This window comes from Pseudomonas sp. TUM22785, from assembly GCF_028198105.1.
GTDB classification, from domain to species: domain Bacteria; phylum Pseudomonadota; class Gammaproteobacteria; order Pseudomonadales; family Pseudomonadaceae; genus Metapseudomonas; species Metapseudomonas solani.
Genome location: NZ_CP116239.1, coordinates 1,845,600 through 1,872,166, shown reverse-complemented (window position 1 = coordinate 1,872,166; position 26,567 = coordinate 1,845,600). Strand labels below are relative to the sequence as shown.

Here is a 26,567-nt window from a genome sequence, read left to right as displayed (position 1 = left end):
CTAATAATTAGCGAGCTAACCATAGGCGACAGCCGGGAGCAAGCGCAGCTTTGTATCTACCACTTCACATATTGGTCTTCGACGAAGCCCCAGAGCCCATCGATGCTCACGGGCGCCCAGCCGTGGGGGCGCAGCACGCCGTCGAAGCGGCCGAATATCTGCTTGAAGTTGCTGGCGATGAAGCCCAGGTTCAGGCGCTCCTTGTGCAGGCCGGTGCCGGTGAAGCGCAGCTCCACCTGGCCGTCGTTGGAGGTGATCAGCCACTGCTCCAGCGGCCGGTCGCGATCGAAGGCGAAGCGCACGCAGTCCACCTTGATCAGCTCGCCATTGATCCAGAAACAGTTCTCGGTGAAGCTGGTTTCGTTGACCCCGCAGGACAGGTTCACCCCCACCCGCTGCCCCTGGGCCTCGCCGGACAGGCAGGCCCAGTTCCAGAAGGTCTCCGGGCGCATGTAGCCGGCGGACCAGTCGTGGTGGGCGAAGGCGCCGATGGCCTGCAGGTCGAAATCACCCAGCGCGCTGCGCACCTCGCCCCGGCAGGTGACGCCCGCCACCTTGCGCGCATAGACCCAGCCGTTCACGGCAGTAGGCGTGCACAGGCTCATGGGCTGGAAGGCCGGCTCATCCTCGGAGAAACAGGCGTCGATGCGGGTGCCGTCGTCCAGCTCCACCAGCAGGCGCTTCTCCTTGGGGTTCGGCGAATTCTCCAGGCGCAGCAGGTTGCGCCCCTGGCGCAGTTCGCAGACGCCCGCGTCCGGCACCTGGGAAAAACGCGTGCCCATGCCCAGCGGCAGCTTGAACTGGCGTTCGATCATGCGCCCGCTGGCCGGGTGGAACAGATACACGAAACCGATGCCGGCTAGGCTCAGGTTGGCCAGGGCGCAGCCGCCGATGAGCTGGTCGCTGATCAGGCCGAAGTACTGGAACTGATGGAAGCGCCGCCACTTCGCCAGGGCCCCCAGGCGACGGCCCATGGGCGAGCGGAAGTCGAAATCGCGGTAGTTGACCAGACCGGGAGTGCCGTCGAAAAGTCCGTAATGCGGCTGGCCGCCAGCGCCGATCAGCTTGTCCATGGGCAGGGCTCGTCAGGTGGGAAGGCGCGATCCTAGCACCGCCGTACCAGGGCGCGCAGTCACGCAGCGCGCCACCGCGAGCGACGAACTACGCCACCACTTGGTTACGCCCGAACGCCTTGGCCTCGTAGAGCGCGCGGTCGGCGTGCTCGTAGAGTTCGTACAGCTGGCCCAGGGGCATATCGTTGCCCGGGAAGATGCAGGCCAGGCCGATGGACATCGTCAGCACCTCGGCCACCTGCGAGCCCTCGTGGCGGATCGCCAGGCCCTCCAGGGCCGCGCGCACGTTCTCCGCGCACTGCCGCGCCTCCGCTTCCGGCGTGCCATAGAGCAGCACCGCGAACTCCTCGCCCCCCAGGCGCACCGCCATGTCCAGCGGCCGTCGCGCGGCATCTTCCAGCACCCCCGCCACCCGCTGCAGGGCGTGGTCGCCGCCCTGGTGGCCGTAGAGGTCGTTGTAGGCCTTGAAGTGGTCGACATCGCAGAGCATCAGCGCCAGCGGCAGCCCCTCGCGCTGGGCCTGGCGCCAGACGCGCTCCAACTGGCGGTTGAAGCTGCGCCGGTTATGCAGCCCGGTGAGGCTGTCGTGCTCGGCCAGCACCCGCATCAGCCGGCTGACGAGGAAGTGCTCCCGCGACTTGAACTCCAGCAGGTAGCAGCCCACCGCCCCCACCAGGTTGCCGAACACTAGGAACAGCAGGTTGTTGACCAGGCGCGGCCAGGGCAACCCGGCCCAGAGCTCCAGCGCCACGTAGGCCACCAGGATCAGCAGTGACACCAGCAGCGCTTCACCCAGGCGCAGGCCCACCACGAAATAGGCCGCCATGCACACCAGCAGCAGGCCTTCATAGGGGAATGACGGGTCGACCCGATGGGCGATGGCCACCACCGCCGCCGCCCCCACGCCCAGGGCGCTGACGCACACCAGGCTCAGGGGCACCAGCAGATGAACATGGCGCCGCTGCAGGATCAGCAAGCCGCAGACCACCAGCAGCACCAGCACCCCCAGGCGCACGGCAAGCATCCACCAGCGTTCGGCGCTGGCGATCAGGTGGAAATCGAGAAAGGCGAAGGCCAGCCAGATGGGCAGCCCGAGCAGCAGCGCGATGCGCTTGAGGTCGAAGGTCTGCTCGAGGAAGTAGTTGCGGTATTCCTGTTCCAGCGGTCGGACGAAACGCAGTTGCCGGAAGCCCAGGGCGAGCTGGTCGGCATAGGGATTCGGGCGCACTTCGTCCAGCCAGGCGTTGAGTGTCGACACTGCCACCTCTTCTTATTTGAGCCGGGACCTACTGCCGCGCCCGGCCTTGCAGCGTCAGGACAGGAGTACATCGCCGCCTACCTCACGTAGACGAAGCGCCCTCACAGCCCTGACCCTCACGGCACCGGCGGCGACCTCACATCGCCGGCCGGAAGCCTTGTTGCACATTAGTAGCAGGCGGAATCGGCCACAAGAGGCCGGAGGGGTCACGAGGGGCCGTGCCCCTCCACTCAGGATTCGAATTCCGCCTGCAGCGCGGCACGCACGCAATGCAGCACGCCTTCCGGCACCTTGCCGCCGAGCATCTCGGCAACCTGGGCGACGCTGGGCAGCTCGCCCTCGCCATCGAGGAAGGCGTCCTGCACCTCGCCGAGCATCGACTCGGGCAGGTCCAGGGCCTGTTCCAGGCTCAGTTGCTGCTCGCTGATGGCCTCGGCCAGCAGCGAATAGACGTTCTTCTCGGTGCAGTCGAGCTGGCGGGCGATCTGCGCCGGGGTCATGCCCGCGCGGGCCAGGCTGACCAGTTCGTGGCGCAGGTCGGCCACCGCGCGCGGGGCTGGCGCGGCTTCGGCGCCACCGTTGAGCACCTCGAGGAACGCCTCGCCGTAGCGCTCCAGCTTGCGCGCGCCCACGCCACTGACCCGCGCCATCTCCGCCAGGGTGCTCGGCTGGCTGCGCAGCATTTCCAGCAAGGTGGCGTCGGGGAAGATCACATAGGGCGGCACGCTGTGCTCTTCGGCCAGCTTGCGACGCAGGGCGCGCAGGGCTTCCCACTGCTCGCGTTCCTCGCCCCGCACCAATTGGCTGGCGGCACTGGCGGCGGGCTTCGGCGCCTTGGTGGAGATGTCCCGGCGCAGTTGCAGGCTCACCTCGCCGCGCAGCAGCGGGCGGCAGGCATCGGTCAGGCGCAGGCCGCCGAAGCCGTCGAGGTCGACATCGGCCAGGCCACGGGCGACCAGTTGGCGGAACAGCGTGCGCCATTCGCCTTCGGACAGCGCCTTGCCCATGCCGAAGACCGACAGGTGCTGGTGGCCGGCGGCGCGGACCTTCTCGTTGTCGCGGCCCAGCAGCAGGTCGACCAGATGGCCGACGCCGTAGCGCTGGCCGCTGCGGTAGATGGCCGAGAGCGCCTGGCGCGCGGGCTCGGTGGCGTCCCAGGTCTGCACGCCGTCGACGCAGATGTCGCAATGCCCGCAGGGCTGGGGCAGCTCTTCGTCGAAGTAGGCCAGCAGCGCCTGGCGGCGGCAGCGGATTTCCTCGCACAGGGCCAGCATGGCGTCGAGCTTGTGCTGCTCGATGCGCTTGTGGCGCTCGTCGCCCTCGGAATTGTTGAGCATCTGCTTGAGCAGCAGCACGTCCTGCAGGCCGTAGGCCATCCAGGCATCGGCGGGCAGGCCGTCACGGCCGGCACGGCCGGTCTCCTGGTAATAGGCCTCCAGGGACTTGGGCAGGTCGAGGTGGGCGACGAAGCGCACGTTGGGCTTGTCGATGCCCATGCCGAAGGCGATGGTCGCCACCATGATCAGCCCCTCCTCGTTGAGGAAGCGCTTCTGGTGGTAGGCACGCAGGTCGCTGGGCAGGCCCGCGTGGTACGGCAGCGCCGGGTAGCCCTGCTCGGAAAGGAAGGCGGCGACCTCATCGACCTTCTTGCGCGACAGGCAATAGACGATGCCGGCGTCGCCACGGCGCTCGGTGAGGAAGGACAGCAACTGCTTGCGCGGGCTGTCCTTGGCGACGATGCGGTAGAAGATGTTCGGCCGGTCGAAGCTCGACAGGAAGCGCTCGGCGTTCTGCAGGTGCAGGCGCTGCACGATCTCCTCGCGGGTGCGCATGTCCGCCGTGGCGGTCAGGGCGATGCGCGGCACCTCGGGGAACAGCTCGGCGAGCTGGCCCAGCTGCAGGTATTCCGGACGGAAATCGTGCCCCCACTGGGACACGCAGTGGGCTTCGTCGATGGCGAACAGGGCGATGTCCAGGTTCTGCAGGAAGGCCAGCATGCGCGGCTGCACCAGGCGCTCCGGCGCCAGGTAGAGCATCTTGATCTCGCCCCGGCGGATGCGGTCGGCGATATCGCGCTGCTCGTCGTTGCTCAGGGTGGAGTTCAGCGCCACGGCGGCCACGCCGAGCTCGTCGAGGGTGGCGACCTGGTCCTCCATCAGTGCGATCAGCGGCGAAACCACCACCGCCAATCCGTCGCGCAGCAGCGCCGGCACCTGAAAGCACAGGGACTTGCCGCCGCCGGTGGGCATCAGCACCAGCACATCGCCGCCCTTGGCCACGCGGTCGATGATCGCCGCCTGGTGGCCGCGGAAGGCGTCGTAGCCGAATACGTCTTTGAGGATGCGCTGGGCGTGGTCGAGCATGCGGGTCTCCGAAGGAAGCCGCGCATTATACGTCAGCAAACGCCCGAGGAAGCCCTCGCCCATCGGGGCCGCTTTTGCCGCGGGCCTTCCACTCGACTAGAATCCACCCTCGTTTATTCCTCAAGGTAGTCCCACGATGTCCTTCGCTGAGCAACTGTCCCGCCTGCAAGCCTTCCTCGATGCCGATGACCTGCACGAAGAAGCCCTGGACTACGTGGCCGCCCATGGCTACCTGACCGCCCTGTGCATCTGCCCGGACCAGGTTCCGGAGCGCGAGTGGATCGACGCCCTGTTCGCCGAGCCGCCGCACTACCGCAGCGACGCCGAGCGCGAGGAGATCGAAGCCACCCTGCTGCTGCTCAAGGCCCACATCGCCCGCCAGCTGGCCAGCGACGAAGACCCGGAGATGCCCTGCGACCTCGACCTGGGCGACGACCCGGATGATTCCGACCTGCGCGGCTGGTGCATCGGCTTCATGGAAGGCGTGTTCCTGCGCGAATCCGTGTGGTTCGAAGACGCCGAAGAGGAAGTCAGCGAGCTGCTGCTGCCGATCATGGTCGGTTCCGGCCTGTTCGACGAACAGCCCGAATTCGCCGATATCGCCGCCGATCGCAACCTGGTCGACGAAATGGTCGAGCAGATCCCCGAGCTGCTGACCGCCCTGTTCCTGCTGTGCAACGCCCCGGAAGAAAAGCCCGCCCTGCTCAAGCCGCGTCACTGAGACGGTCGCGCTGATGGCGCACGGTGACATCCGCCAGAGCCGCAGCCCGGCAGTGCGCTACGTACTGCTGGTGGTCGGCTGGCTCGCCGTCGCCCTGGGCGTGATCGGCATCTTCCTGCCGGTATTGCCGACCACGCCCTTCCTCCTCCTCGCCGCCGCCTGCTTCGTGCGCAGCTCGCGGCGCTTCTACCTCTGGCTGGTCAACCACAGGCATCTCGGCCCCTGGATCAGGGACTACCTCGAAGGCAACGGCATCCCGCTCAAGGGCAAGGTCTACGCCATCGGCCTGATGTGGATCAGCATCGCCTTCTCCTGCTACCTCGTGCCACTGCCCTGGGCGCGCGGTTTCATGCTCACCAGCGCCGTGCTGGTCACCCTCTACATCCTTCGCCAGAAGACCCTGGGGCGCGACTGAGCCCACCCCGCAACATCCTTCGAGCCCACCGGCAAAAAGCCCGGCCACCACCTAGACTGCACTGATCCAAGGGCGGAGACCCTGATGATGCAGCTAGGGCGGCGTGCGAAAGCGAAGCAAGGACGGCCACGAACGACGTGGCTGGCCTTGCTCGCCTGCCTGCTGGTCTCGGCGGTCGCCGCCAACTGGGATTTCGGCCTGATCCTGCAGAACGCGCAGAAACGCTACGGCAGCCTGGGCACCGCCAAGGAACGCATCGAGGCCTGGAGCGCGCTGATCAACGGCAGTGGCGAGCTGCCCGAGAAGGAGAAGCTCGCCACGGTCAACCGCTTCTTCAACCGCCAGCTGCGCTTCGTCGACGACCAGCGCAACTGGGGCCAGAACGATTACTGGGCCACCCCCGTCGAAGCCCTGGTCAAGGGCGCCGGCGATTGCGAGGACTACTCCATCGCCAAGTACTTCACCCTGCGCCGCCTCGGCATCCCGTCCGAGAAGCTGCGCATCACCTACGTCAAGGCACTCAACTACAACCAGGCACACATGGTGCTCACCTACTACGCCAGCCCCAGCTCGGACCCGCTGGTACTGGACAACCTGATCGGCGAAATAAGGCCGGCCTCGCAACGCAAGGACCTGCTGCCCGTGTACGCCTTCAACGCCGAAGGCCTGTACACCGCCGGCAAGCGCAGTGGTGACAGCAAGAAGCTTTCGCGCTGGCAGGACATCCTGCAGAAGATGCGCGCCGAAGGCTTCGCCATTGGAGAGGGATAGACGATGTCGTTACTCAAGCAGCTGTTTCTGGCGATCTGCCTGTTCCTCGTGGTGGCCTTCACCGGCAGCTTCCTCGCCGGGGTGGAAAGCTCCCGGGAACAGCTACGCAGCCAGTTGCGCTCCCACGCCCAGGACGCCGCCACCGCCCTCGCCCTGTCCATGACGCCCCACGTGGACGACCCAGCGATGATCGAGCTGATGGTCAGCTCCATCTTCGACAGCGGCTACTTCGCCCGCATCCGCGTGGTCAACATCGCCGACGAAAAGGTCATCGTCGAACGCCAGGCCGACCCGACCTCGGACAAGGTGCCCGCCTGGTTCGTGAAACTGGTCGACCTGCGTGCCCAGGGCGGCGACGCCCTGATCATGCGCGGCTGGGAGCAGGCCGCGCGGGTCGAGGTGCTCAGCCACCCGCAATTCGCCCTGGCCAAGCTGTGGGACAGCGCCATCGGCAGCCTCCTCTGGCTGCTGCTCTGCGGCCTGGTCAGCGCCGTGCTCGGCGGCTTCCTCCTGCGCACCCAGCTGCGCCCGCTGGACAACATGGTGCAGCAGGCCCAGGCCATCAGCCGCCGCGAGTTCCTCACCCTGCCCCGGGTGCCGCGCACACCCGAACTCAAGCGCGTGGTGCTGGCCATGAACCAGATGGTCGACAAGCTCAAGACCCTGTTCGCCGAAGAGGCCGCGCGCAGCGAGAAGCTGCGCGAGGAGGCCTACCAGGACAGCCTCACGGGCCTGGCCAACCGCCGCCAGTTCGACATCCGCCTGGGCAACCAGCTGGCCGTGGCCGAGCAGAACGCCGCCGGCTACCTGCTGCTGCTGCGGGTCAATGACCTGGGCGGCCTCAACCAGCGCCTCGGCGGCCAGCGCACCGACGCCCTGATCGGCGAGATCGGCGAACTGCTGAAGAAAGTCCTGGAAGACCGCGGCAACCCCGACTGGCTGGCGGCCCGCAGCCGGGGCGGTGAATTCACCCTGCTCGCCCCCGGCCTGGTCAACGACGACGCCGACCTCCTCGCCCAGAGCCTCAGCGACGCCCTGGAAAGCCTGCGCAGCACCGGCGCCAGCGACTGCACCCCGGTGGCCCACCTGGGCATCGCCGCCTTCCGCCCCGGCGAGGACGCCGCCAGCGTCATCGGCCGCGCCGACCAGGCCCTGGCCCAGGCGCAAAGCAACCCGACACACCCCTGGGAGCGCCTCGACGACTACCAGGCCGCGCCCAATCAGGGCCTGCACAGCTGGCGCGCGTGGATCGACGAAGCCCTGCAGCAAGGCAAGCTGCAGCTCTACTTCCAGCCCGTGGCCGACTGCGCCGATACCGGCAAGCTGTTGCACCGCAAGGTCCTCGCGCGCCTGCTCGACCCGCAGGGCGAAGCCGTGGCCGCCGGCCGCTTCCTGCCCTGGATCGAACGCCTGGGCTGGGCCGCGCGCTTCGACCTGGCGATGCTCGAACACACCCTCACCCATCTGGAGCAGCACCCCGAGCCGCTGGCCCTGAGCCTCTCCGCCGCCACCCTGCGCGAGCCTGCCAGCCAGGAACGCCTGCTCGCCATGCTCCGCGCCCACCCGCAGCACGCCGACCTGATGACCCTGGAAGTGGACGAGCGCTTCCTGCCGCCCCCCGCCGCTCTGGAGCAGCTCAGCCAGGCGGTACGCGAAGCCGGCTTCCACCTCGGCCTGCAACACTTCGGCGGGCGCTTCAGCCTGATCGGCAACCTCACCCACCTGGGGCTGGCCTACCTGAAGATCGACGGCACCTACATCCGCGCCATCGACCAGGAGAACGACAAGCGCATGTTCATCGAAGCGATGTACCGCGCCACCAACAGTATCGACCTGCCATTGATCGCCGAGATGGTGGAAACCCCGGGCGAGCTGGCCGTGCTCGGCGAGCTGGGCATCCAGGGCGCCATGGGCCGCCTCATCGGCCCCCCCGCCCCCTGGAGCGAAACCCAGGCCTGATGAATGTTGGCCGGCGGCGCACCTGTGGGAGCGGTTTCAACCGCGAAAACCCAGGCACCCGGCCCAGCCCTTTTCGCGAATGAATTCGCTCCCACAACCCGTAGGGTGGGCTTCAGCCCACCAAGCCGTCCGCAAAAGAAAAGGCTATGCCTGCGTTAGCTGTTGCGGCGTTAAAGCAAGCGCTTAAGCACAGTGGTTTCCGGGCATTTATGGACCTCTGCCACCTCCACTGCATGGGTTTCGCTCCGCTCGCGGAGCGCCGCCCGACCCATCCTACGAAAGTCCGTGCGCACCACGTGGTTGATACGTTGGGCGAAGACAGTTGGAGCAGCCGCCAAACGCCCCTTCCCAGGAGGCCGAGCGAATCGTCGTGGAAGGGGTTGAGCGACATGGATGTCGCGAGAGCCGCGATGGGCCAGGGATGGCCCTTCGCGGCGTGCCCCTGGAACGATGATGGAGCGAGGGAAGTCTGGCTTCAGCCAGACCCGTATGGAGGGGCAAGCCCTTTTGGTTACTTTTCTGGCGACTGAGAAAAGTGACTCGCCCGGGTGGGCGAAACCAAAAGCATCAGCAAAACTCGACAATCAGCGGGGCTCAAATCCCCTAGCAACACTTAACGCAGATAAAGAAAACGCCCGCATCTGCGGGCGTTCTCGTTACGGGTGGAGCCGGTTAATCGTCACGGTTGGTGTCGTTGTCGCTGTCATGGTCACTGCCACCGAACTGGGCATCACGGTAGCCGTCGTTGTCCAGATCATGATCACTGCCGCCGAACTGCGCATCGCGGTAACCGTCATTGTCCTGGTCATGGTCGCTGCCACCGAACTCGGCATCGCGATAGCCGTCGTTGTCCAGGTCATGGTCACTGCCGCCGAACTGGGCATCGCGGTAGCCGTCGTTGTCCAGGTCGTGGTCGCTGCCACCGAACTGGGCATCACGATAGCCATCGTTATCCAGGTCGTAATCCACCGCATGGGCCGTCACCGCCCCAAGCGCCACCACAGTCAAAAGCACGCCCAACACTCGTCTGGTGAAGACACCCGCTTTTGTCGCCATCTCGCGTATCGCTCCTGAAGAGGACATGACGGCCGCAACCCGGGTCACCCTCGGTGAACCGAGGAGCCGTCGCGCAATAGAACGCAACGGCAGGCGCCGGTTCTGTCGCCTCCGGGGCTTTATCCTTTGCCATTCATTTCAGGAAGAAAAAGCCCGTGGGAGCGGTTTCAACCGCGATGGGCCCAGGCACGCATCCAAGCCCTTTCGCGCATGGGCACCGCCCAACGGCGACCGTGGCTCAATACGGCAAACGCCCCTCGTCCTGCACCAGGCTGCCCAGCCCTTCCACCTGGGCGCGGGCCTGGGCACGGTGCTGGAGCTTGTTGCGTGCGGCTTCGGGCAGGTCGGTGTAGCGCATCACGCCACGGTCGACGAGGACACTGACCAGGTCCTCGATCACCCGCACCAGCTCCAGGTCGGAATGCTGCAGCGACATCAGGTGCTCGTGCAGCGAGCGGCTGGCCAGCCAGCTCTGCACCTCCGGATCTGCGGCCGGCATGCTGTGGGTCATGTGCTCGAAAGGCTCCGACTCGACCCGCAGCACCCGGCCCCGCTCATCACGCTGTACGTACACCATGGACTGCTCTCCCCAATCCGCATAAAAAAGGCCCGCCACCCGGAGAGGTGGCGGGCCGCTTCGTTTACAGAGCTTAGACGTCAACCTTCAACGTGCCATCGCCCAGCATGCCGGAGATCACACCGCCAGCATCCGCCACCCCGTAGGAGGTTTGCAGGTTGATGCCGTCCAGCACGATGGTCGGCCCCGTGGCCCCGGCACCGGCGCCATTGGAGTCCACCGTGATGGTGGTGCTGGCCCCGAAGCTGAAGGTCAGGTACTGGCTCAGGCTGCCCAGGTTGGCATGTTCGCCGGAGAGCAGCTGGGACAGGTCCAGCGAATCCACACCCTTGGTGAAGTCGGTGATATGGGTCAGCCCCGTCTCGCCCGCCTGCCACTTGAAGGTGTCGGCCCCGTCGCCGCCACTGAGGATGTCGTTGCCACCGTTGCCGATCAGGGTGTCGTTGCCCGCCAGCCCGCTCAGCGTGTTGTCACCGGAGTTGCCGGTGAGCACATCGCCGAAGTTGGAGCCGATCAGGTTCTCGATCCCCGACAGGGTGTCGGTGCCCGCACCGCCGGTGTTCTGCGCTGCTGCGGAAGCCAGGCTCACCGTCACCCCCGAGGTGGCGTCGATGTAGCTGGCGGTATCGATCCCGCCGCCGCCGTTGAGCGCGTCGTTGCCGGCGCCCCCCACCAGCAGGTCGTTGCCGTTGCCACCGTTGAGGGTGTCATCGCCCACGCCACCGATCAGCACATCGTTGCCACTGCCACCGGCCAGCGTGTTCCCGAGAGCACTGTTGTCGATGACGATCTGGTCGCTGCTGTCACCCGAACTGCCAAGGGTGCCGCTGTTGTCGCGGTCGACATCGACCGTGGTCGAGCCACTGACGGCGCCCTGCTCATCCTTGGTGGTGTAGGTGAAGGAGCCGCCCACCGAGCCGCTGTCGGTGAAGCTGGTGGTGCCCGCCAGCCCGCTGCCGCTGTGGGAGACCGAACCACCGCTGGCACCGCCGACGCTGTTCAGCGAAAGGACATTGCTGTCTGCATCGCTGTCGTTCCACAGCAGCGCCCAGTCCGGCACCACCACCGAGGCGTTGTAGGCCACCACGTGGTCGGCGTTGGCGACCGGTGCATCGTTCACGGCATTGAGGTGCACGTAGGCGATGGCCGAGGCGCTGTCGACGCCGCCGTTGGCGGTGCCGTCGCCATCCTTGACGGTGAAGCTCAGGGTACGGTCCAGGGTGGACGGGTTGTCGGAGGTGTTGGCGTAGGCGATCTGCTGGATCAGCGCCTGGACCACGGCGAGGGTCGCCAGGTTGTTGGTGAAGCTGATCGTCAGGCTGCTGCCGTTGGTGCCGCCGGCGATGGTGCCGATGTTGGTGGAGCCGAGGCGCAGGTTGCTGCCGCTCACGTTGAGCTGGCCACTACCGGTGCCCTGGTTGACCACCGACAGCTGGTCGGCTGCCGTGCCGTTGGCGGTGAAGGCCACCACCAGCGAGCCACCGTTGAAGTTCGGCGAGTCGACATCGCTCAGCGTGACGCTGCTGTCGATGATCTTCACGCCGGCGTTCTCGGTGTAGTTCAGCGTACCGCCCATGCCACCCAGCACCGGCGCATCGTTCACCGCGGTGACGTTGAAGGTGATGGTGTTGGGGTTCGGGTCGAGGTTGACCCCGCCGTTGGCCGTGCCGCCGTCGTCCTGCACCTGGAAGGTGAACTTGGCGTAGCCGGTGCCGCTGGCATTCGCCGCCGGGGTGAAGACCAGCTTGCCGGCGTTGATATCAGCCACCGAGACGGTGGTCCCGGCACTGATGGCGCTGCCGTTCAGGGTGAGCTGACCGGCGGTGGGCAGGGTGGTGATCTTCACGGCAGCCAGGCTGTCGCCCTCGGCATCGGAGAAGCCGAAGCTGCTCGCGCTCAGCACGTGGCTGGCATCTTCCAGCAGGCTGAGGGTCGCGTCCGCACCGGCCGGTGGGCTGTTGGCGTCGGTCACGTTGACCGTCAGGGTCGCGGTGTCGGTGGTGCCATCGGAATCCACCAGGCTGTAGCCGAACTGCTCGGTGAGGTTGCTGGTGAGCCCGTCGGGCGCCACGTAGCTCCACGCACCGGTGGCGAAGTTGAAGGTCAGCTTGCCGTGTTCCGGCGTCTCGATACCGGTCAGCACACTGCCGGAAATCGGCGAGCCGCTGCTCGGGGTGATGGTCGAGGTGCCGTTCCAGGTGTAGGTGACGCTGCCGATGGTGACCGACTTGATGTAGCCGGCCCCGTCAACGCCGTAGCTGTCGTCGTCCGCGGTACCGCTGACGCCATCGCTGCCCCAGAGCACGTTGCCGGAGACATCGCCACCGACCACCTGGCCGAGCAGCGCGTCCACCAGCTGGCCGAAGCCGGCCACGTTGAGCGGCGAACCCTGGCCGTCGAGGTCGACGTCCTGCAGGCGGGCATTGTTGATGCCGTCGCCGATGCCCACGGTGGTGACGTTGATGCCATTGCTGTCGACGAAGGTGTTCCAGGCCGTCGAGGTGGCATCCGTCAGCGAGTTGCCACCGGTACCGGTCTGCTCGTTGGGGTTGCCATCGCTGATGAACACGACCTGGTTGCTCCAGCCCGAGATCGGGGTGTAGGCACTCATGGTCTGCTGGATACCTGCGGTGAAGTCGGTGTTGCCGTCGAACGGACGGACCCCACCGGCATTCGGGTTGAGGCTGTCGATCAGCGAGCTGAAGGCCTCGACGCTGGTGACCGGCACATAAGAGGTGGCGGTCGAGGAGAACGCCACGATCTGCAGCTGCACATGCCCCGAGGTGCCGTCGAACAGCTCGGCGCCCGCCTGCTTGACCGCCGTGAGCATCTGGTTCAGCTCGGTGTTGTCGATGCTGCCGCTGAAGTCGAGGACGAAGACCACGTTGAAGTCCTGGCCATGGCCTTCGACCACGTTGGCGACATCGTTCTTGGCATCCGGCCCGTTGTCCACCGCCACCACCTTGATGGTGGTCTGCGCGGTGTTGGAGTCGGTCACACCGTCGTTGACCACCACCGTCACGTTGCGCGGCGTGGTGCTCGGGTTGGTGCTGGTGCTGGAGTAGCGGATGGTCTCGATCGCCGTCTCGTAGGCCGCCTTGGTGGCGACACCGGTGAGGGTGACGGTGATCTTGCCGGCGACGCTGGTGTCCACCACGCCGGTGATGCCGCTCGGCAGGCCGGTGGCGGTCAGCACGTCTCCTGCCTGGGCGTTGGTCAGCACGACCTTGGCCGAGGCGATGGTGCTGTTGTCGATATCGGTCACCAGGGTGTCGATATCGGCGATGGCCACCGCGGCAGAGCCTTCGGTGTAGGTGGTCTGGTAACCCGTACCCACCACACCGGCACTGTCGTTGCCGTCCAGATCAAGCAGCGGCGCGTCGTTCACCGCCGTGACGTTGATGGTCACCGTGGCCGTGTTGCTATAGAGGCTGCCGTCGCTCACCTGATACTGGAAGGTGGCATATGGCGCGCCGTTCTCGTTGCCGTCCGGCACGAACACCAGCTTGCCGGCGTTGATGTCGGCGATGCTGATCACCTGGTTCAGGGTCACCGCCACGCCGTTGAGCTTGAGCACGCCGTCGGTAGCCAGCTGGGTCACCTTGATGTCGGTGAAGGCGCCGGAGTCGACGTCGCTGTCGTTCAGCGGCCCGGTGCCATCGGTACCGAACAGCCCGGTGCTGGTGATGGTCACCGCGTTGTCTTCGGTGGTGGTGAAGGTGTCGTTGACCGCCACCGGCGCATCGTTCACCGCCGAGACGTTGATGGTGACGGTCGCCGTGTTGCTATAGAGGCTGCCGTCGCTCACCTGGTACTGGAAGGTCGCGTAGGGCGAGCCGTTCTCGTTGCTGTCCGGCACGAACACCAGCTTGTTGGCGTTGATGTCAGCGGCGCTGATCACCTGGCCGAGGGTCACGGCCACGCCGTTCAACTGCAGTACGCCGTTGCTGGCCAGCTGGGTCACCTTGATGTTGGCGAAGCTGCTGGAGTCCACGTCGCTGTCGTTGTCCGGCCCGGTGCCATCGGCGCCGAACAGCCCGGCGGCGGTGATGGTCACCGAGGTGTCCTCGGTGGTGCTGAAGGTATCGTTGACCGCCACCGGCGCATCGTTCACCGGGTTGACGGTGATGGTCACGGTGGCCGTGTTGCTATAGAGGCTGCCGTCGCTCACCTGGTACTGGAAGGTGGCATAGGGCGAGCCGTTCTCGTTGCCATCGGGCACGAACACCAGCTTGCCGGCGTTGATATCGGCGAGGGTGATCACCTGGTTCAAGGTCACGGCCACGCCGTTGAGCTTGAGCACACCGTCGGTGGCCAGCTGGGTCACCTTGATGTTGTCGAAGGCACCCGAATCGACATCACTGTCGTTGTTCGGCCCGGTGCCATCGGCGCCGATCAGCCCGTTGGCGGTGATGGTGACGGCCGTGTCCTCGTTGGTGCTGAAGCTGTCGTCGACCGCCACCGGCGCATCGTTGACCGCCGCGACGTTGATGGTCACCGTGGCCACGTTGCTGTAGGTGCTGCCGTCGCTGACCTGGTACTTGAAGGTCGCATAGGGCGCGCCGTTCTCGTTGCCGTCCGGCACGAACACCAGCTTGCCGGCGTTGATGTCGGCGATGCTGATCACCTGGTTCAGGGTCACCGCAGCGCCGTTGAACTGCAGCACGCCGTTGCTCGCCAGCTGGGTCACCTTGATGGTGGTGAAGGCGCTGGAGTCCGCGTCGTGGTCGTTCAGCGGCCCGGTGCCATCGGCGCCGAACAGGCCTGCGCTGGTGATGGTCACCGAGGTGTCTTCGTTGGTGCTGAAGGTGTCGTTGACCGCCACCGGCGCGTCGTTCGCGGCGGTGATGTTGATGGTCAGCGTGGCACTGGACGGGTCACCGTCGGAGTCGACGATGGTGTAGCCGATCTGCTCGGCGGTATTGCCGGTCAACCCGCTCGGCGCGGTGTAGCTCCAGGCGCCGGTGGCGAAGTTGAAGGCCAGCTTGCCACCCAGGTCGGTGGTGATGTTCAACTGGGCGGTGGCATTGCTGCCGTTCCAGGTATACACGTCGCCATCGACGGTCAGGGACTTGATACCGCCCTTGCCGTCGGCGCCGAAGCCGTCGTCGTCGGCGGTGCCGGCGACGCCATCGCTGCCATTGAGCACGTTGCCGGAAACCATGCCGGTGCTGACCTGGTCGAGCAGGGTGTCCACCAGGTCGGAGAAGTCCCCGATCAGGATGGGCGAGCCGCTGCCGTCGAGATCGACGTCCTGCAGGTTGTCGTTGTCGATGCCGTCACCGATACCGATGGTGGTGACGTTGATGCCGTTGTCGTTGATGAACTGCTGCCAGTCGGTGGCCGTCTGGTTGAGCAGCGCATTGCCGCTCTGGGTCTGCTCGTTGGGGTTGCCGTCGCTGATGAACACGACCTGGTTGTTCCAGCCCGGAAGCGGGTTGAAGGCATCCATGGTCTTCTCGATGGCCGCAGTGAAGTCGGTGTTGCCGTCATAGGGGCGCACGCCACCGGGCTCGTTCGGGTCGAGGGAGTTGATCAGGCTTTCGAAGGCCGCATAGCTGGTCACCGGCGCGTAGGACTTGGCGTCTCCCGAGAAGGCCACCACCTGCATCTGCACATCACCGGTGTTACCGGTGAACAGCGCCTGGGCAGCAGCCTTCACGGCATCGAGCATCTGCCCGAGTTCGGACTTGCTGATGCTGCCGCTGAAGTCCAGCACGAACACCATGTTGATGTCCGGCGCCACGCTTTCGCCCACGGTCGCCACGTCGTTCTTCGCCACCGGGGTGTCGTCGTCGACGTTGATGTTCAGGGTGCCGTTGGCGCTGTCACCGTCCTTGTCGGTGACCTTGTAGGTGAGCTGGAAGGCCTGGTTGTTCTCGTTGTCGCCATCGGCGTGGTGGATCGGCGCGTTCTGCACCACCGAGTAGGCACCGGTCTGGCTATTGGTCAGGGTCACCGTCAGTACGGTGGTGGTGCCCTGCTTGATCACCAGGTTGTTGCCCGAGGTCTCGTAGGTGAAGCCTGCCGGTGCGCCGGTGTTGACCCAGCTGATGCTGCCCGCACCGTCGTTGCCATAGCTATGGCTGAGGGTGCCGGTGGCATTCTGCGAGTCGGCGTCGTCGCCGGTACCGCCGGGGATGCCGTTGGGCCGTGCGTCGTCGTCCAGCTGCACCGTCTGGTTGGTGCCGGTGGCCGGGGCGTCGTCCTTGAAGCTGATGACCTTGCCGATGTCCAGGTTGCCGGTGGCCGTATCGCCGTCCTTATCGGTGGCGGTGGCACTCAGGCTGATATGGCCCGAGCCAAGGAACTTGGCCTCGTCCGGATCAGAGGTCGGGTGGACGATGGAGCGGAGCTGGTCAAGGGTGACCTTGCCGTCCGCACCCACGGTGAGGGTGAACACCAGGTCGTTGCCGGTGGCGGTACGCCCTTCGACCACGCCTGCGCCGTTGACGCTGAGCACCACGTTCTGCCCGCTGGCGGTATCCACCAGGCCGGAGTTGGCGTCCTGCACGGTCAGTTTGTAGGCCAGGCTCTGCAGGCCGTCGGCACCCGGTTGCACGTTGAACAGGCCGCTGAAATCAGCGGTGGCGTTCAGCGCCAGGTTCGACTCGTCCACCTGCAACTGCTGGGTGGCGCCCCAGGTCACGCTGGTGCTGACGTCGTTGTAGTCGTAGTCGGACGAGTTGGTCTGGTCCTCCCAGTTCTGGTTGCCGGCGCTGCCGGTGTCCTGCAGGTGCGAGCCGCCGGGGTTCAGCGTGGCGTCGCTGAACAGCACGTTGGCACCGTCGGCGCCGGTCAGCGGGGTGCTGCCGATGAAGGCCTGCCACTTGCCGCCCACCAGCTGGAAGGTGATTTCCGCACCGTTGGCCAGCCCGGCGTTGGCGCCGCCGTTGGGGATGATGAAGAAGCCGGTGTGCGCCGGGTCCAGGCCACTGATGTCGGAGGTGTCGCCAGCGGTCTGGCTGTGCACGTTGGCCCAGATCACCTTGCCGCTGACCGGGGTGCCGTCGTCGCCCTTGATGTAGTAGCCATAGCTGTTGCTGTAGCCGGCCGAGCTGCCAACGAAGGTCACCGAGGAGTTGAGGTCCAGGGCGCCGACCTGGATGGTCGGGGTGTCGTCGTTGATGGTCACGGCCAGGCTGCCGGTGGCCGAGTCATCGTCCTTGTCGGTGACCTTGTAGCCGACGTTGAGGGTGATGTTGTCCTCGGTGCCGTTCACCGTGTGCATCAGCGGTTTCAGCAGGTTGACGGTGTAGGCGCCACTGGCCAGGTCGGTCAGCACCACGGTCATCAGGGCGCCGCGGGCGCTGCTGATGGTCAGGGTGTTGGTCGAGGCGTTCCAGGTGGAGGTCACGCTCTCGCTGCCCAGGCTGGTGGGCCCGGTCAGTTCGATGGACTTCAGCCCGTCGGCGCCGGCGCTGTAGTTCAGCGTGCCGCTGGTGCTGGTGCTGGCGCCGGCCACATCGCCGGGCCCGCCGTTGATGCCGCCGGACAGGCCTTCGTCGTCCAGCACGTTCGGAGCGGTGCTGTTGCCGGCGGTGGGCGCGTCGTCACGGAAGCTGATGGCATTGCCCAGGTTGAGGGTGGCGCTGCTGGCGTCACCGTCCTTGTCGGTGATGGTCGCGGTCAGTTTCACCAGGTCGGCGGCGGAGAGGCCGGTAGGCTGATCCGGGCCGCTGTTGGGGGTGTGCAGCACGGCCAGTTTCTGGTCGAGGGTGACCTTGCCGTCGGCATCCACCGTGACCCTGAAGGCGACGGCACCGGTGTCGCTGCCGACACGGCCGACCACGGCATTGCCTTCCAGGTACAGCTTGATGTCGCTGCCAGTGGCGGAGTCTTTCAGGCCGCTGTCGGCGCCTGCGGCCTTGACGTCCAGGGCGTAGGTGGTGGTACCGGCACCGTCGGCGCCGTAGTTGCGGATGAAGGAACCGCTGAAGTCACGGGTGGCATCGGTGCCGAGAACGGTTTCGTCCACCTGCAGGCTGCCGGCTTCGACCTGGCCGGCGCTGATGGTCGGAGCGTCGTCCTTGAAGCTGATGGCATTGCCGAGGTTGAGGCTGGCGCTGCTGGCGTCACCGTCCTTGTCGGTAATGGTGGCCACCAGTTTCACCAGGTCGGCCGCAGAGAGGCCAGTGGCCTGGTCCGGCCCGGTGTTGGGCGAGTGCACGATGGCACGCACCTGATCGAGGGTGACATTGCCCGAGGCATCCACCGTGACCTTGAAGGCAACGGCACCGGTGGAGGTGCCGACACGGCCCACCACTTCGCCCCCTTCCAGGTACAGCTTGATATCGCTGCCGGTGGCGGTGTCCTTCAGGCCGCTGTCAGCGCCCTGGGCTTTTACCTCCAGCGCATAGCCGATGCTGCCGGCACCGTCGGCGCCGTAGTTGCCGGTGAAGGCGCCGCTGAAGTTGGTGGTGGCGTTGAGCGCCAGGTTGGTTTCGTCCACCTGCAGGCTGCCCACCTGGGCCTGGCCGGCGTTGATGCTCGGGGCATCGTCCTTGAAGCTGATGGCATTGCCGAGGTTGAGGGTGGCGCTGTTGGCGTCACCGTCCTTGTCGGTGATGGTCGCCACCAGTTTCACCAGGTCAGCCGCACCCAGGCTGCTTTCCTGGTCAGGGCCGGTGTTCGGCGAGTGGACGATGGCGCGCACCTGGTCGAGGGTGACCTTGCCGCTGGCGTCCACCGTGACCCTGAAGGCGACGGCACCGGTGTCGCCGCCGACACGGCCCACCACTTCACCGCCCTCCAGGTACAGCTTGATGTCGCTGCCGGTGGCCGTGTCCTTCAAGCCGCTGTCGACGCCCTGGGACTTCACGTCCAGGGCATAGGTGGTGGTGCCGGCGCCGTCGGCGCCGTAGTTCTTGATGAAGGCGGAGCTGAAGTCCGTGGTGCTGTTGCTGCCGAGGAAGGTTTCATCCACCTGCAGGCTGTCAGCCGGAATTTCGGCCGCACGGATGCTGGGCGCGTCATCCTTGAAGCTGATGGCATTGCCCAGGTTGAGGCTGGCACTGCTGGCGTCACCGTCCTTGTCGGTGATGGTGGCCACCAGTTTCACCAGGTCGGCCGCAGACAGGCCGGTGGCCTGGTCCGGCCCGGTGTTGGGCGAGTGCACGATGGCACGCACCTGGTCGAGGGTGACGTTGCCGGAAGCATCCACCGTGACCTTGAAGGCGACGGCGCCGCTCTGGTCGCCCACACGGCCCACCACTTCGTCACCTTCCAGGTACAGCTTGATGTCGCTGCCGCTGGCGGTGTCTTTCAGGCCGCTGTCAGCGCCCTGGGCTTTTACCTCCAGCGCATAGCCGATGCTGCCGGCACCGTCGGCGCCGTAGCTGCTGGTGAAGGAACCGCTGAAGTTGGTGGTGGCGTTGAGCGCCAGATTGGTTTCATCCACCTGCAGGCTGGCCGCAGTGGCCGTACCGGCGTTGATGGTCGGGGCGTCGTCCTTGAAGCTGATGGCATTGCCGAGGTTGAGGCTGGCGCTGCTGGCGTCACCGTCCTTGTCGGTAATGGTGGCCACCAGTTTCACCAGGTCGGCCGCAGAGAGGCCAGTGGCCTGGTCCGGCCCGGTGTTGGGCGAGTGCACGATGGCACGCACCTGATCGAGGGTGACATTGCCCGAGGCATCCACCGTGACCTTGAAGGCAACGGCACCGGTGGAGGTGCCGACACGGCCCACCACTTCGCCCCCTTCCAGGTACAGCTTGATATCGCTGCCGGTGGCGGTGTCCTTCAGGCCGCTGTCAGCGCCCTGGGCTTTTACCTCCAGCGCATAGCCGATGCTGCCGGCACCGTCGGCGCCGTAGTTGCCGGTGAAGGCGCCGCTGAAGTTGGTGGTGGCGTTGAGCGCCAGGTTGGTTTCGTCCACCTGCAGGCTGCCCACCTGGGCCTGGCCGGCGTTGATGCTCGGGGCATCGTCCTTGAAGCTGATGGCATTGCCGAGGTTGAGGGTGGCGCTGTTGGCGTCACCGTCCTTGTCGGTGATGATCGCCACCAGTTTCACCAGGTCGGCCGCACCCAGGCTGCTTTCCTGGTCAGGGCCGGTGTTCGGCGAGTGGACGATGGCGCGCACCTGGTCGAGGGTGACCTTGCCGCTGGCATCCACCGTGACCTTGAAGGCGACGGCACCGGTGTCGCCGCCGACACGGCCCACCACTTCACCGCCCTCCAGGTACAGCTTGATGTCGCTGCCGGTGGCCGTGTCCTTCAAGCCGCTGTCGACGCCCTGGGACTTCACGTCCAGGGCATAGGTGGTGGTGCCGGCGCCGTCGGCGCCGTAGTTCTTGATGAAGGCGGAGCTGAAGTCCGTGGTGCTGTTGCTGCCGAGGAAGGTTTCATCCACCTGCAGGCTGTCAGCCGGAATTTCGGCCGCACGGATGCTGGGCGCGTCATCCTTGAAGCTGATGGCATTGCCCAGGTTCACCGTGGCGCTGTCGGTGTCACCGTCCTTGTCGGTGATGGTCGCCGTCAGTTTCACCAGGTCGGCCGCAGACAGGCCGGTGGCCTGGTCCGGCCCGGTGTTGGGCGAGTGCACGATGGCACGCACCTGGTCGAGGGTGACGTTGCCGGAAGCATCCACCGTGACCTTGAAGGCGACGGCGCCGCTCTGGTCGCCCACACGGCCCACCACTTCGTCACCTTCCAGGTACAGCTTGATGTCGCTGCCGCTGGCGGTGTCTTTCAGCCCGCTGTCGGCGCCCGGTGCGCTGATGGTCAGCGCATAGGTGATGGTGCCGGCGCCATCGTTGCCGAAGGCGTGGGTGAACGAGCCGCTGAAGTCACGGGTGGCATCGGTGCCGAGGACGGTTTCATCCACTTGCAGGCTGCCGGATTCGACCGGGCCCGGGTCGATGTTCGGGCCGTCGTCCTTGAAGCTGATGGCGTTGCCCAGGTTGAGGGTGGCGCTGCTGGAATCACCATCCTTGTCGGTGATGGTCGCCACCAGTTTCACCAGGTCGGCGGCGGAAAGGCCCGTGGCCTCGTCCGGGTCGCCGGTGGGGTGGACGATGGCCAGTTTCTGGTCGAGGGTGACCTTGCCGTCGGCGTCCACCGTGACGGTGAAGGAAATCGCCCCGGCCGGGCCGCCCACGCGGCCAACCACTTGCCCGCCTTCCAGGTACAGCTTGATGTCACTGCCGCTGGCGGTGTCCTTCAGGCCGCTGTCGGCCCCCGTGGCACTGATGGCCAGCTTGTAGCTGATGCTGCCGGCCCCGTCGGCGCCGTAGCTGGAGGTGAAGGCGGTGCTGTAGTCGACGGTCTTGTCCACCAGCAGGTTGGTTTCATCCACCTGCAGCTCACCGCTGGCGATCTCGCCGGCGCTGATGCTCGGGGCATCGTCACGGAAGCTGATGACCTTGCCGATGTCCAGGCCGCCGCTGGCGGTGTCGCCGTCGCCGTCGGTCACCGTCAGGTTGAGCTTGACGTGGCCGGAGCCGAGGAAGGCCGCTTCGTCCGGGTCGGAGGTCGGGTGCTCGATGGCACGCAGTTGCTCGAGGGTGACCTTGCCGTCCGCGCCCACGGTCAGGGTGAAGACCACTTCGCCGCTGGCGTCGCCGACGCGGCCCACGACCTGGCCGTTCTCCAGGAACAGCACCACGTCATCGCCGGTCTCGGTGTCCACCAGCCCGGAGGCCGGGTTGGTGACTTCCAGCCCGTAGTCCAGGCTGCCCAGGCCATCGGCACCGGGCTGCACGTTGAACAGGCCGCTGAAATCAGCGCTGGCGGTGGCCGTGGCACCCAGCCCGAGGTTGGTCTCATCCACCTGCAGTTGCAGGGTCGAGCCCCAGGTGACGCTGGTACTGACGTCGTTGTAGTCGTAATCGGAGGTGGCGGTCTTGTCTTCCCAGTTCTGGTTGCCGGCGTTGCCGGTGTCCTGCAGGTGCGAGCCGCCGGGGTTGAGGGCGGCGTCGCTGAACAGCACGTTGGCACCGTCGGCGCCGGTCAGCGGGGTGCTGCCGATAAAGGCCTGCCACTTGCCGCCCACCAGTTGGAAGGTGATGTCGGCGCCGTTGGCCAGGCCGCCGTTGGCCCCGCCGTCGGGAATGATGAAGAATCCGGTGCTGGCCGGGTCCAGGTTGCCCAGGTCGAAGGTGTCGCCGGTGCTCTGGTCGTGGACGTTGGCCCAGATCACCTTGCCGCTGAGCGGGGTGCCGTCGTCGCCCTTGATGTAGTAGCCGTAGCTGTTGCTGTAGCCGGCATCGGTGCCGACGAAGGTCACCGAGGAGTTCAGGTCCAGGGCGCCCACCTGCAAGGTCGGGGTGTCGTCGTTGATGGTCACCGCCAGGGAGCCGTCGGCGGTGTCGCCATCGCCGTCGGTGACCTTGTAGCCGACGTTGAGGGTGATGTTGTCCTCGGTGCCGCTCACCGTGTGCATCAGCGGTTTCAGCAGGTTGACGGTGTAGGCGCCGGTGGCCAGATCGGTCAGCACCACGGTCATCAGGTCGCCACGGGCGCTGCTGATGGTCAGGGTGTTGGTCGAGGCGTTCCAGGTGGAGGTGACGCTCTCGCTGCCCAGGCTGCTGGGCCCGGTGAGCTCGATGGATTTCAGCCCGTCGGCGCCGGCATCGTAGCCGAGGCTGCCGCTGGTGCTGGTGTGGGCGCCGGAGACGTCGCCAGGCCCGCCATTGATGCCGCCGGACAGGCCCTCGTCGTCCAGGGTACTGGTGGCGGTCACCTTGGTGGCGGTGGGGCCGTCGTCCTCGAAGCGCACGGCGCCGCCGATGCCGACGGAATCCGTCGACACGTCGCCATCGCCGTCGGTGACGGTGACCACGGCGCGGATCTTGCCGGAGAGGTTGAGCGCCTCGTCATGGCTGGCAGTATCCGGGTGCTGCAGCGGAATGTACTGGGCGATGCTGATGCTGCCGTCCTGGACGATGGCCACGGCGAACGCGGCCTGGCCGTTGTAGGTGCCGCCGTCCACGCGGCCGACGATCAGGCCGTTCTCCACGGTGAGCACGATGGACGAACCGTCCAGGGTGGTGAGGCCCGAGTTGGCGTCCTGCACTTCCAGGCTGAGCACGGTGGTCGCGCCCTCCTGGTCTTCACCGGTGCTGCTGCCGGAGGCGTCGACCACCGGGCCGTTGCTGGTGGCATAGCCGGCCGCCAGCGCGGTGCCGGCATCGGTCACACTGCTGAACAGCGCGATCACGCTGGGGTTGTTGGTGTCGTTGTCATTGGCGTCGCTGCCCGGGGTCGGGGTGGCGGTGCCATTCTGCAGGCCGGGGGTCTCGTCATGGGTGACGCGTGCACCTTCGACCGCTTGGATGTTCGCGGTGGGCGCATCGTCCTCGAAGCGGATGGCTCCGCCGATGTTGACCTTGGCCACGTCCACATCGCCATCGCCGTCGGTGACGGTGACCACGGCCTTGACCAGGCCGCCGAGGTCGACGCCCTCATCGCGGCTGCCGGTGTCCGGGTGGTTCAACGACATGTACTGGGCAACGCTGAGGGTGCCGTCCTGGCCCATGGCCACGGCGAACACCGCGGCGCCGGGGCCCTGGTCGCCCCCGTCGACGCGGCCGACGATCAGGCCGTTCTCCATATAAAGGCGGATGACCTGGCCGGCGGTGGTGGTGAGGCCCGAATCGGTGCCGTCGCCGCCGGTGATCTCCAGGCTCAATACGGTGGTGGCGCCTTCGTTGTCTTCACCGGTGCTGGTGCCCGCGGTGCTGACCACCGGGCCGGCGCTGGTGGCATAGCCCGACAGGTCGGTGCCGACGTTGTTCACGCCGGCGAAAAGGGCGATCACATCCGGGTTGCTGGTGTCGTCATCCAGGGCATCGCCCTGGGGCGTCGGGGTCGCGGTGCCGTTCTGCAGCCCGGCGCTCTCGTCATGGGTGACGCGCACGCCTTCCAGCCGCTCGATCACGGCGCTGGGGCCGTCGTCCTCGAAGCGGATGGCGCCGCCGATGCCCACCTGGGCGGTGTCCACATCGCCGTCGCCGTCGGTCACGGTGACCACCGCGCGGACCTTGCCGGACAGGGTCACGGCATCATCGGCGCTGCCGGTGTCGGGGTGGTTGAGGGAGATGTACTGGGCCACGCTGACGCTGCCGTCCTGGCCGATGGCGATGGCGAAGGCCGCCGCGCCGGGGCCGGTGTCGCCACCGTCCACGCGGCCGACGATCAGGCCGTTCTCCAGGTACAGGCGAATGGTCTGGCCATCGGTGGTGGTGAGGCCGGAGTCACTGCCGTTGCCGTCGACGATGGAGAGGCTGAGCACGGTGGTGGCGCCTTCGTTGTCCTCACCCGTGCTGCTGCCGGAGATATCCACCACCGCGCCATTGCTGGTGGCGTAACCGGTGCTGGACAGGTCGGTGCCGGTGTTGCTCACGCCGCTGAACAGGCTGACCACCGACGGGGCATTGGTGTCGTTGTCGTTGGCGTCACCGCCGGGGGTGGGCGTGACGGTGCCGTTCTGCAGGCCGGCGCTTTCGTCATGGCTGACGCGCACGCCTTCGTTGGTCTGGATGCTGGCGGTGGGGCCGTCGTCGACGAAGCGGATCAGCTGGCCGATGTCGGCACTGGCCACGGCCTTGTCGCCGTCGCCATCGGTGACGGTCAGCACGGCGCGGATCAGGCCGCTGAGGTCGATGCTGTCATTGGCGTCGCTGCCATCGGGGTGATGCAGGGACTGGTACTGGGCGACGCTGATGACGCCGGTATCCGGGTCGATGGCAATGGCGAACGCGGCGTTGCCGTCGGCGTCGCGGCCGACCACCAGGCCACCTTCCACACTCAGGGTGATGGGGCTGCCACTGGTGGTGGTGAGCCCACTGACGGCCTCGATCCCGAAGCCGCCCTCCCCTTGGCCTTCGCCGCCCTCGCCTTCGATCAGCGCCAGGGAATAGACGGCGGTGGCGCCGCCTTCGTCGGCGCCGAAGTCATAGTTGGCAATCACCGCCGGGGCGGTGCCCTGGGCGTAGGCGCGCATATCCGACGAAGGGTTGGCAACGCCATCGAATACCGCCAGGGGGCCGGCGACGTCATGGCTGCCCGGTTGCAGGCCGGCGCTCTCGTCGATGATCACGTCGCCGCCTTCGCGGGAGAGTTCCAGGCCGGCGCTGGGGCCGTCGTCATTGATGGCGATGGTCAGCGGCACGGTGGGCGATACGTCGCCGTCGAGGTCGAACACGCGCACGCTGAAGTTATCGAACAGCTGGTCGTCGGCCCCGGTGGCATTGGGGTTGCTGTGATCCAGGCTGTTGTCGGTGAGGGTGTAGGTCCAGTTGCCGGCGGCATCGAACACCAGCACGCCATAGGTGCCCTGCACGGTGCCGCCACCGGCGACGTTGATCCAGTTGCCGGCGGCGTCCAGCACTTCGATGCGGCTGATGCCGTCGGGGGAATTGATGATCAGGGTGCCCGAGGTGGTCTCGGCGTTGCTGCCGGGGTTGCTGCCCGGGTGGCCGCCACCGTTCTCGCCGCCATCCAGCGCTTCTTCGTCCACCACGCCGGGGCCGGTGACCACACTGCCCTCCTTATCGAGGAAGACCACGGTCAGCTCGGGGCTGAAGTCGGCAGGCGCGAGAATCTCCGCCTCGGGGAACAACGGGCCGGCGGTGATGGGGCCGGTGGGGAAACCGATGGTCGGGTCGAGCGCACCGGCGGTTTCCGACAGCAGCACGAAGGAGTGGCCACCGCCAACCCCCCCTGCACCGCCTGCACCACCGGCACCGGGGCCTGCTGCGGTCGCTTCACCGGTCTGGGTCGGGTCGGCGCCGGCCTCGATCGCGGCCTGCAGTTGCTGCACGTCGGTCAGGTCCTGCTGGCTCGGCGGTTGCGGCTGCTGCGCGTCAGCGGTGGGGTCGACCGGCGCATCGCCGTTGCCGGGGTTGGCCAGCAACTGGGTACCGAGGTTCATGCTGCTGTCGCGTCCCAGGGTCAGCTCGCCGCCATTGGCCAGCGCCACCGAGACCGCACCTTCAGCACCGGTGAGCAATTGCTCGCCGGCGAACAGCCTGTCGCCTTCCACCAGGGGCCGGCGCGTTCCGTCGCCTGCTACCGCGAACACCTCGCCTACTACCCGACTGACGACACCGATTACCGTAGCCATGAATCCTTCCTCCACCACGCTGCCGACCACCGCCGACACCTATCGCAATAGGGCCAAGACCGTTCTGCATCGGGGACTGGAAAAAGGAAAAACTGAAGCGGAATGGAACGACAGTATTTTGGTCAAAAAATTCGCGACAAAAAATCGTCACTCATTCTCCGTGTCGTACTACTCCATCAGAACATCCCCGCCCCTTTGGCTGTGAAACTGGTTTGACCACCCAAGCCGTTCGCCGAAAAGGCCCTGCAGGCCTCAATAAACGCGGCTGACAGGGAAAGAAGATGTGCTCGATTCAGAGGAGTGCATAAGAT

Annotated in this window: 11 protein-coding genes; 5 read left to right on the top strand and 6 right to left on the bottom strand. The window is 66.4% G+C overall.

Annotation, left to right across the window (positions count from 1 at the left end; genetic code table 11):
• Nucleotides 1-56: 56 nt before the first annotated feature.
• From PI990_RS08790 to recQ, 3 genes are all read right to left on the bottom strand, one after another.
• On the bottom strand, nucleotides 57-1,073 hold the full coding sequence (locus PI990_RS08790) for a DUF2804 domain-containing protein (RefSeq protein WP_271660392.1): 1,017 nt from the start codon (nucleotides 1,071-1,073) through the stop codon (nucleotides 57-59).
• Nucleotides 1,074-1,161: 88 nt separating this feature from the next.
• A complete protein-coding gene (locus tag PI990_RS08785) occupies nucleotides 1,162-2,331 on the bottom strand; it encodes a GGDEF domain-containing protein (RefSeq protein WP_021221135.1) in 1,170 nt (389 codons plus the stop codon).
• 230 nt (nucleotides 2,332-2,561) lie between these two features.
• Complete coding sequence (recQ, locus tag PI990_RS08780) at nucleotides 2,562-4,694, bottom strand: DNA helicase RecQ (protein ID WP_271660391.1); 2,133 nt, start codon at nucleotides 4,692-4,694, stop codon at nucleotides 2,562-2,564.
• A gap of 136 nt (nucleotides 4,695-4,830) precedes the next feature.
• On the opposite strand from recQ, the gene PI990_RS08775 reads away from it, so the two are divergent.
• The 4 genes from PI990_RS08775 to lapD all read left to right on the top strand — a co-directional run bounded on the left by PI990_RS08775 (nucleotide 4,831) and on the right by lapD (nucleotide 8,560).
• On the top strand, nucleotides 4,831-5,415 hold the full coding sequence (locus tag PI990_RS08775; protein ID WP_173177028.1) for a UPF0149 family protein: 585 nt from the start codon (nucleotides 4,831-4,833) through the stop codon (nucleotides 5,413-5,415).
• Between the two features lie 13 nt (nucleotides 5,416-5,428).
• Nucleotides 5,429-5,830, top strand: a complete 402-nt coding sequence (locus PI990_RS08770) for a YbaN family protein (RefSeq protein ID WP_111259518.1) — start codon at nucleotides 5,429-5,431, stop codon at nucleotides 5,828-5,830.
• An 87-nt stretch (nucleotides 5,831-5,917) separates the two neighbouring features.
• The gene (lapG, locus tag PI990_RS08765) at nucleotides 5,918-6,601 is read left to right on the top strand and encodes a cysteine protease LapG (RefSeq protein ID WP_236207429.1); all 684 of its coding nucleotides are present in this window, start codon (nucleotides 5,918-5,920) and stop codon (nucleotides 6,599-6,601) included.
• Between the two features lie 3 nt (nucleotides 6,602-6,604).
• Nucleotides 6,605-8,560 carry a cyclic di-GMP receptor LapD gene (gene lapD, locus PI990_RS08760; RefSeq protein ID WP_271660390.1) on the top strand — a complete coding sequence of 652 codons (1,956 nt, stop codon included), beginning with the start codon at nucleotides 6,605-6,607 and terminating at the stop codon, nucleotides 8,558-8,560.
• Nucleotides 8,561-9,232: 672 nt separating this feature from the next.
• Here lapD and PI990_RS08755 read toward each other — a convergent pair.
• The 3 genes from PI990_RS08755 to PI990_RS08745 all read right to left on the bottom strand — a co-directional run bounded on the left by PI990_RS08755 (nucleotide 9,233) and on the right by PI990_RS08745 (nucleotide 26,256).
• Nucleotides 9,233-9,574: a hydrolase gene (locus tag PI990_RS08755; protein ID WP_228723558.1), complete on the bottom strand. Its 342-nt coding sequence runs from the start codon at nucleotides 9,572-9,574 to the stop codon at nucleotides 9,233-9,235.
• Between the two features lie 280 nt (nucleotides 9,575-9,854).
• Nucleotides 9,855-10,193, bottom strand: a complete 339-nt coding sequence (locus tag PI990_RS08750) for a tryptophan synthase subunit beta (protein ID WP_111259521.1) — start codon at nucleotides 10,191-10,193, stop codon at nucleotides 9,855-9,857.
• Nucleotides 10,194-10,266: 73 nt separating this feature from the next.
• Nucleotides 10,267-26,256, bottom strand: coding sequence for a retention module-containing protein (locus PI990_RS08745; protein WP_271660389.1), 15,990 nt, complete (start codon nucleotides 26,254-26,256; stop codon nucleotides 10,267-10,269).
• Here PI990_RS08745 and PI990_RS08740 point away from each other — a divergent pair.
• Complete coding sequence (locus PI990_RS08740; RefSeq protein ID WP_271660388.1) at nucleotides 26,255-26,461, top strand: hypothetical protein; 207 nt, start codon at nucleotides 26,255-26,257, stop codon at nucleotides 26,459-26,461. The genes PI990_RS08745 and PI990_RS08740 overlap by 2 nt on opposite strands.
• The last annotated feature ends 106 nt before the right edge of the window (nucleotides 26,462-26,567 follow it).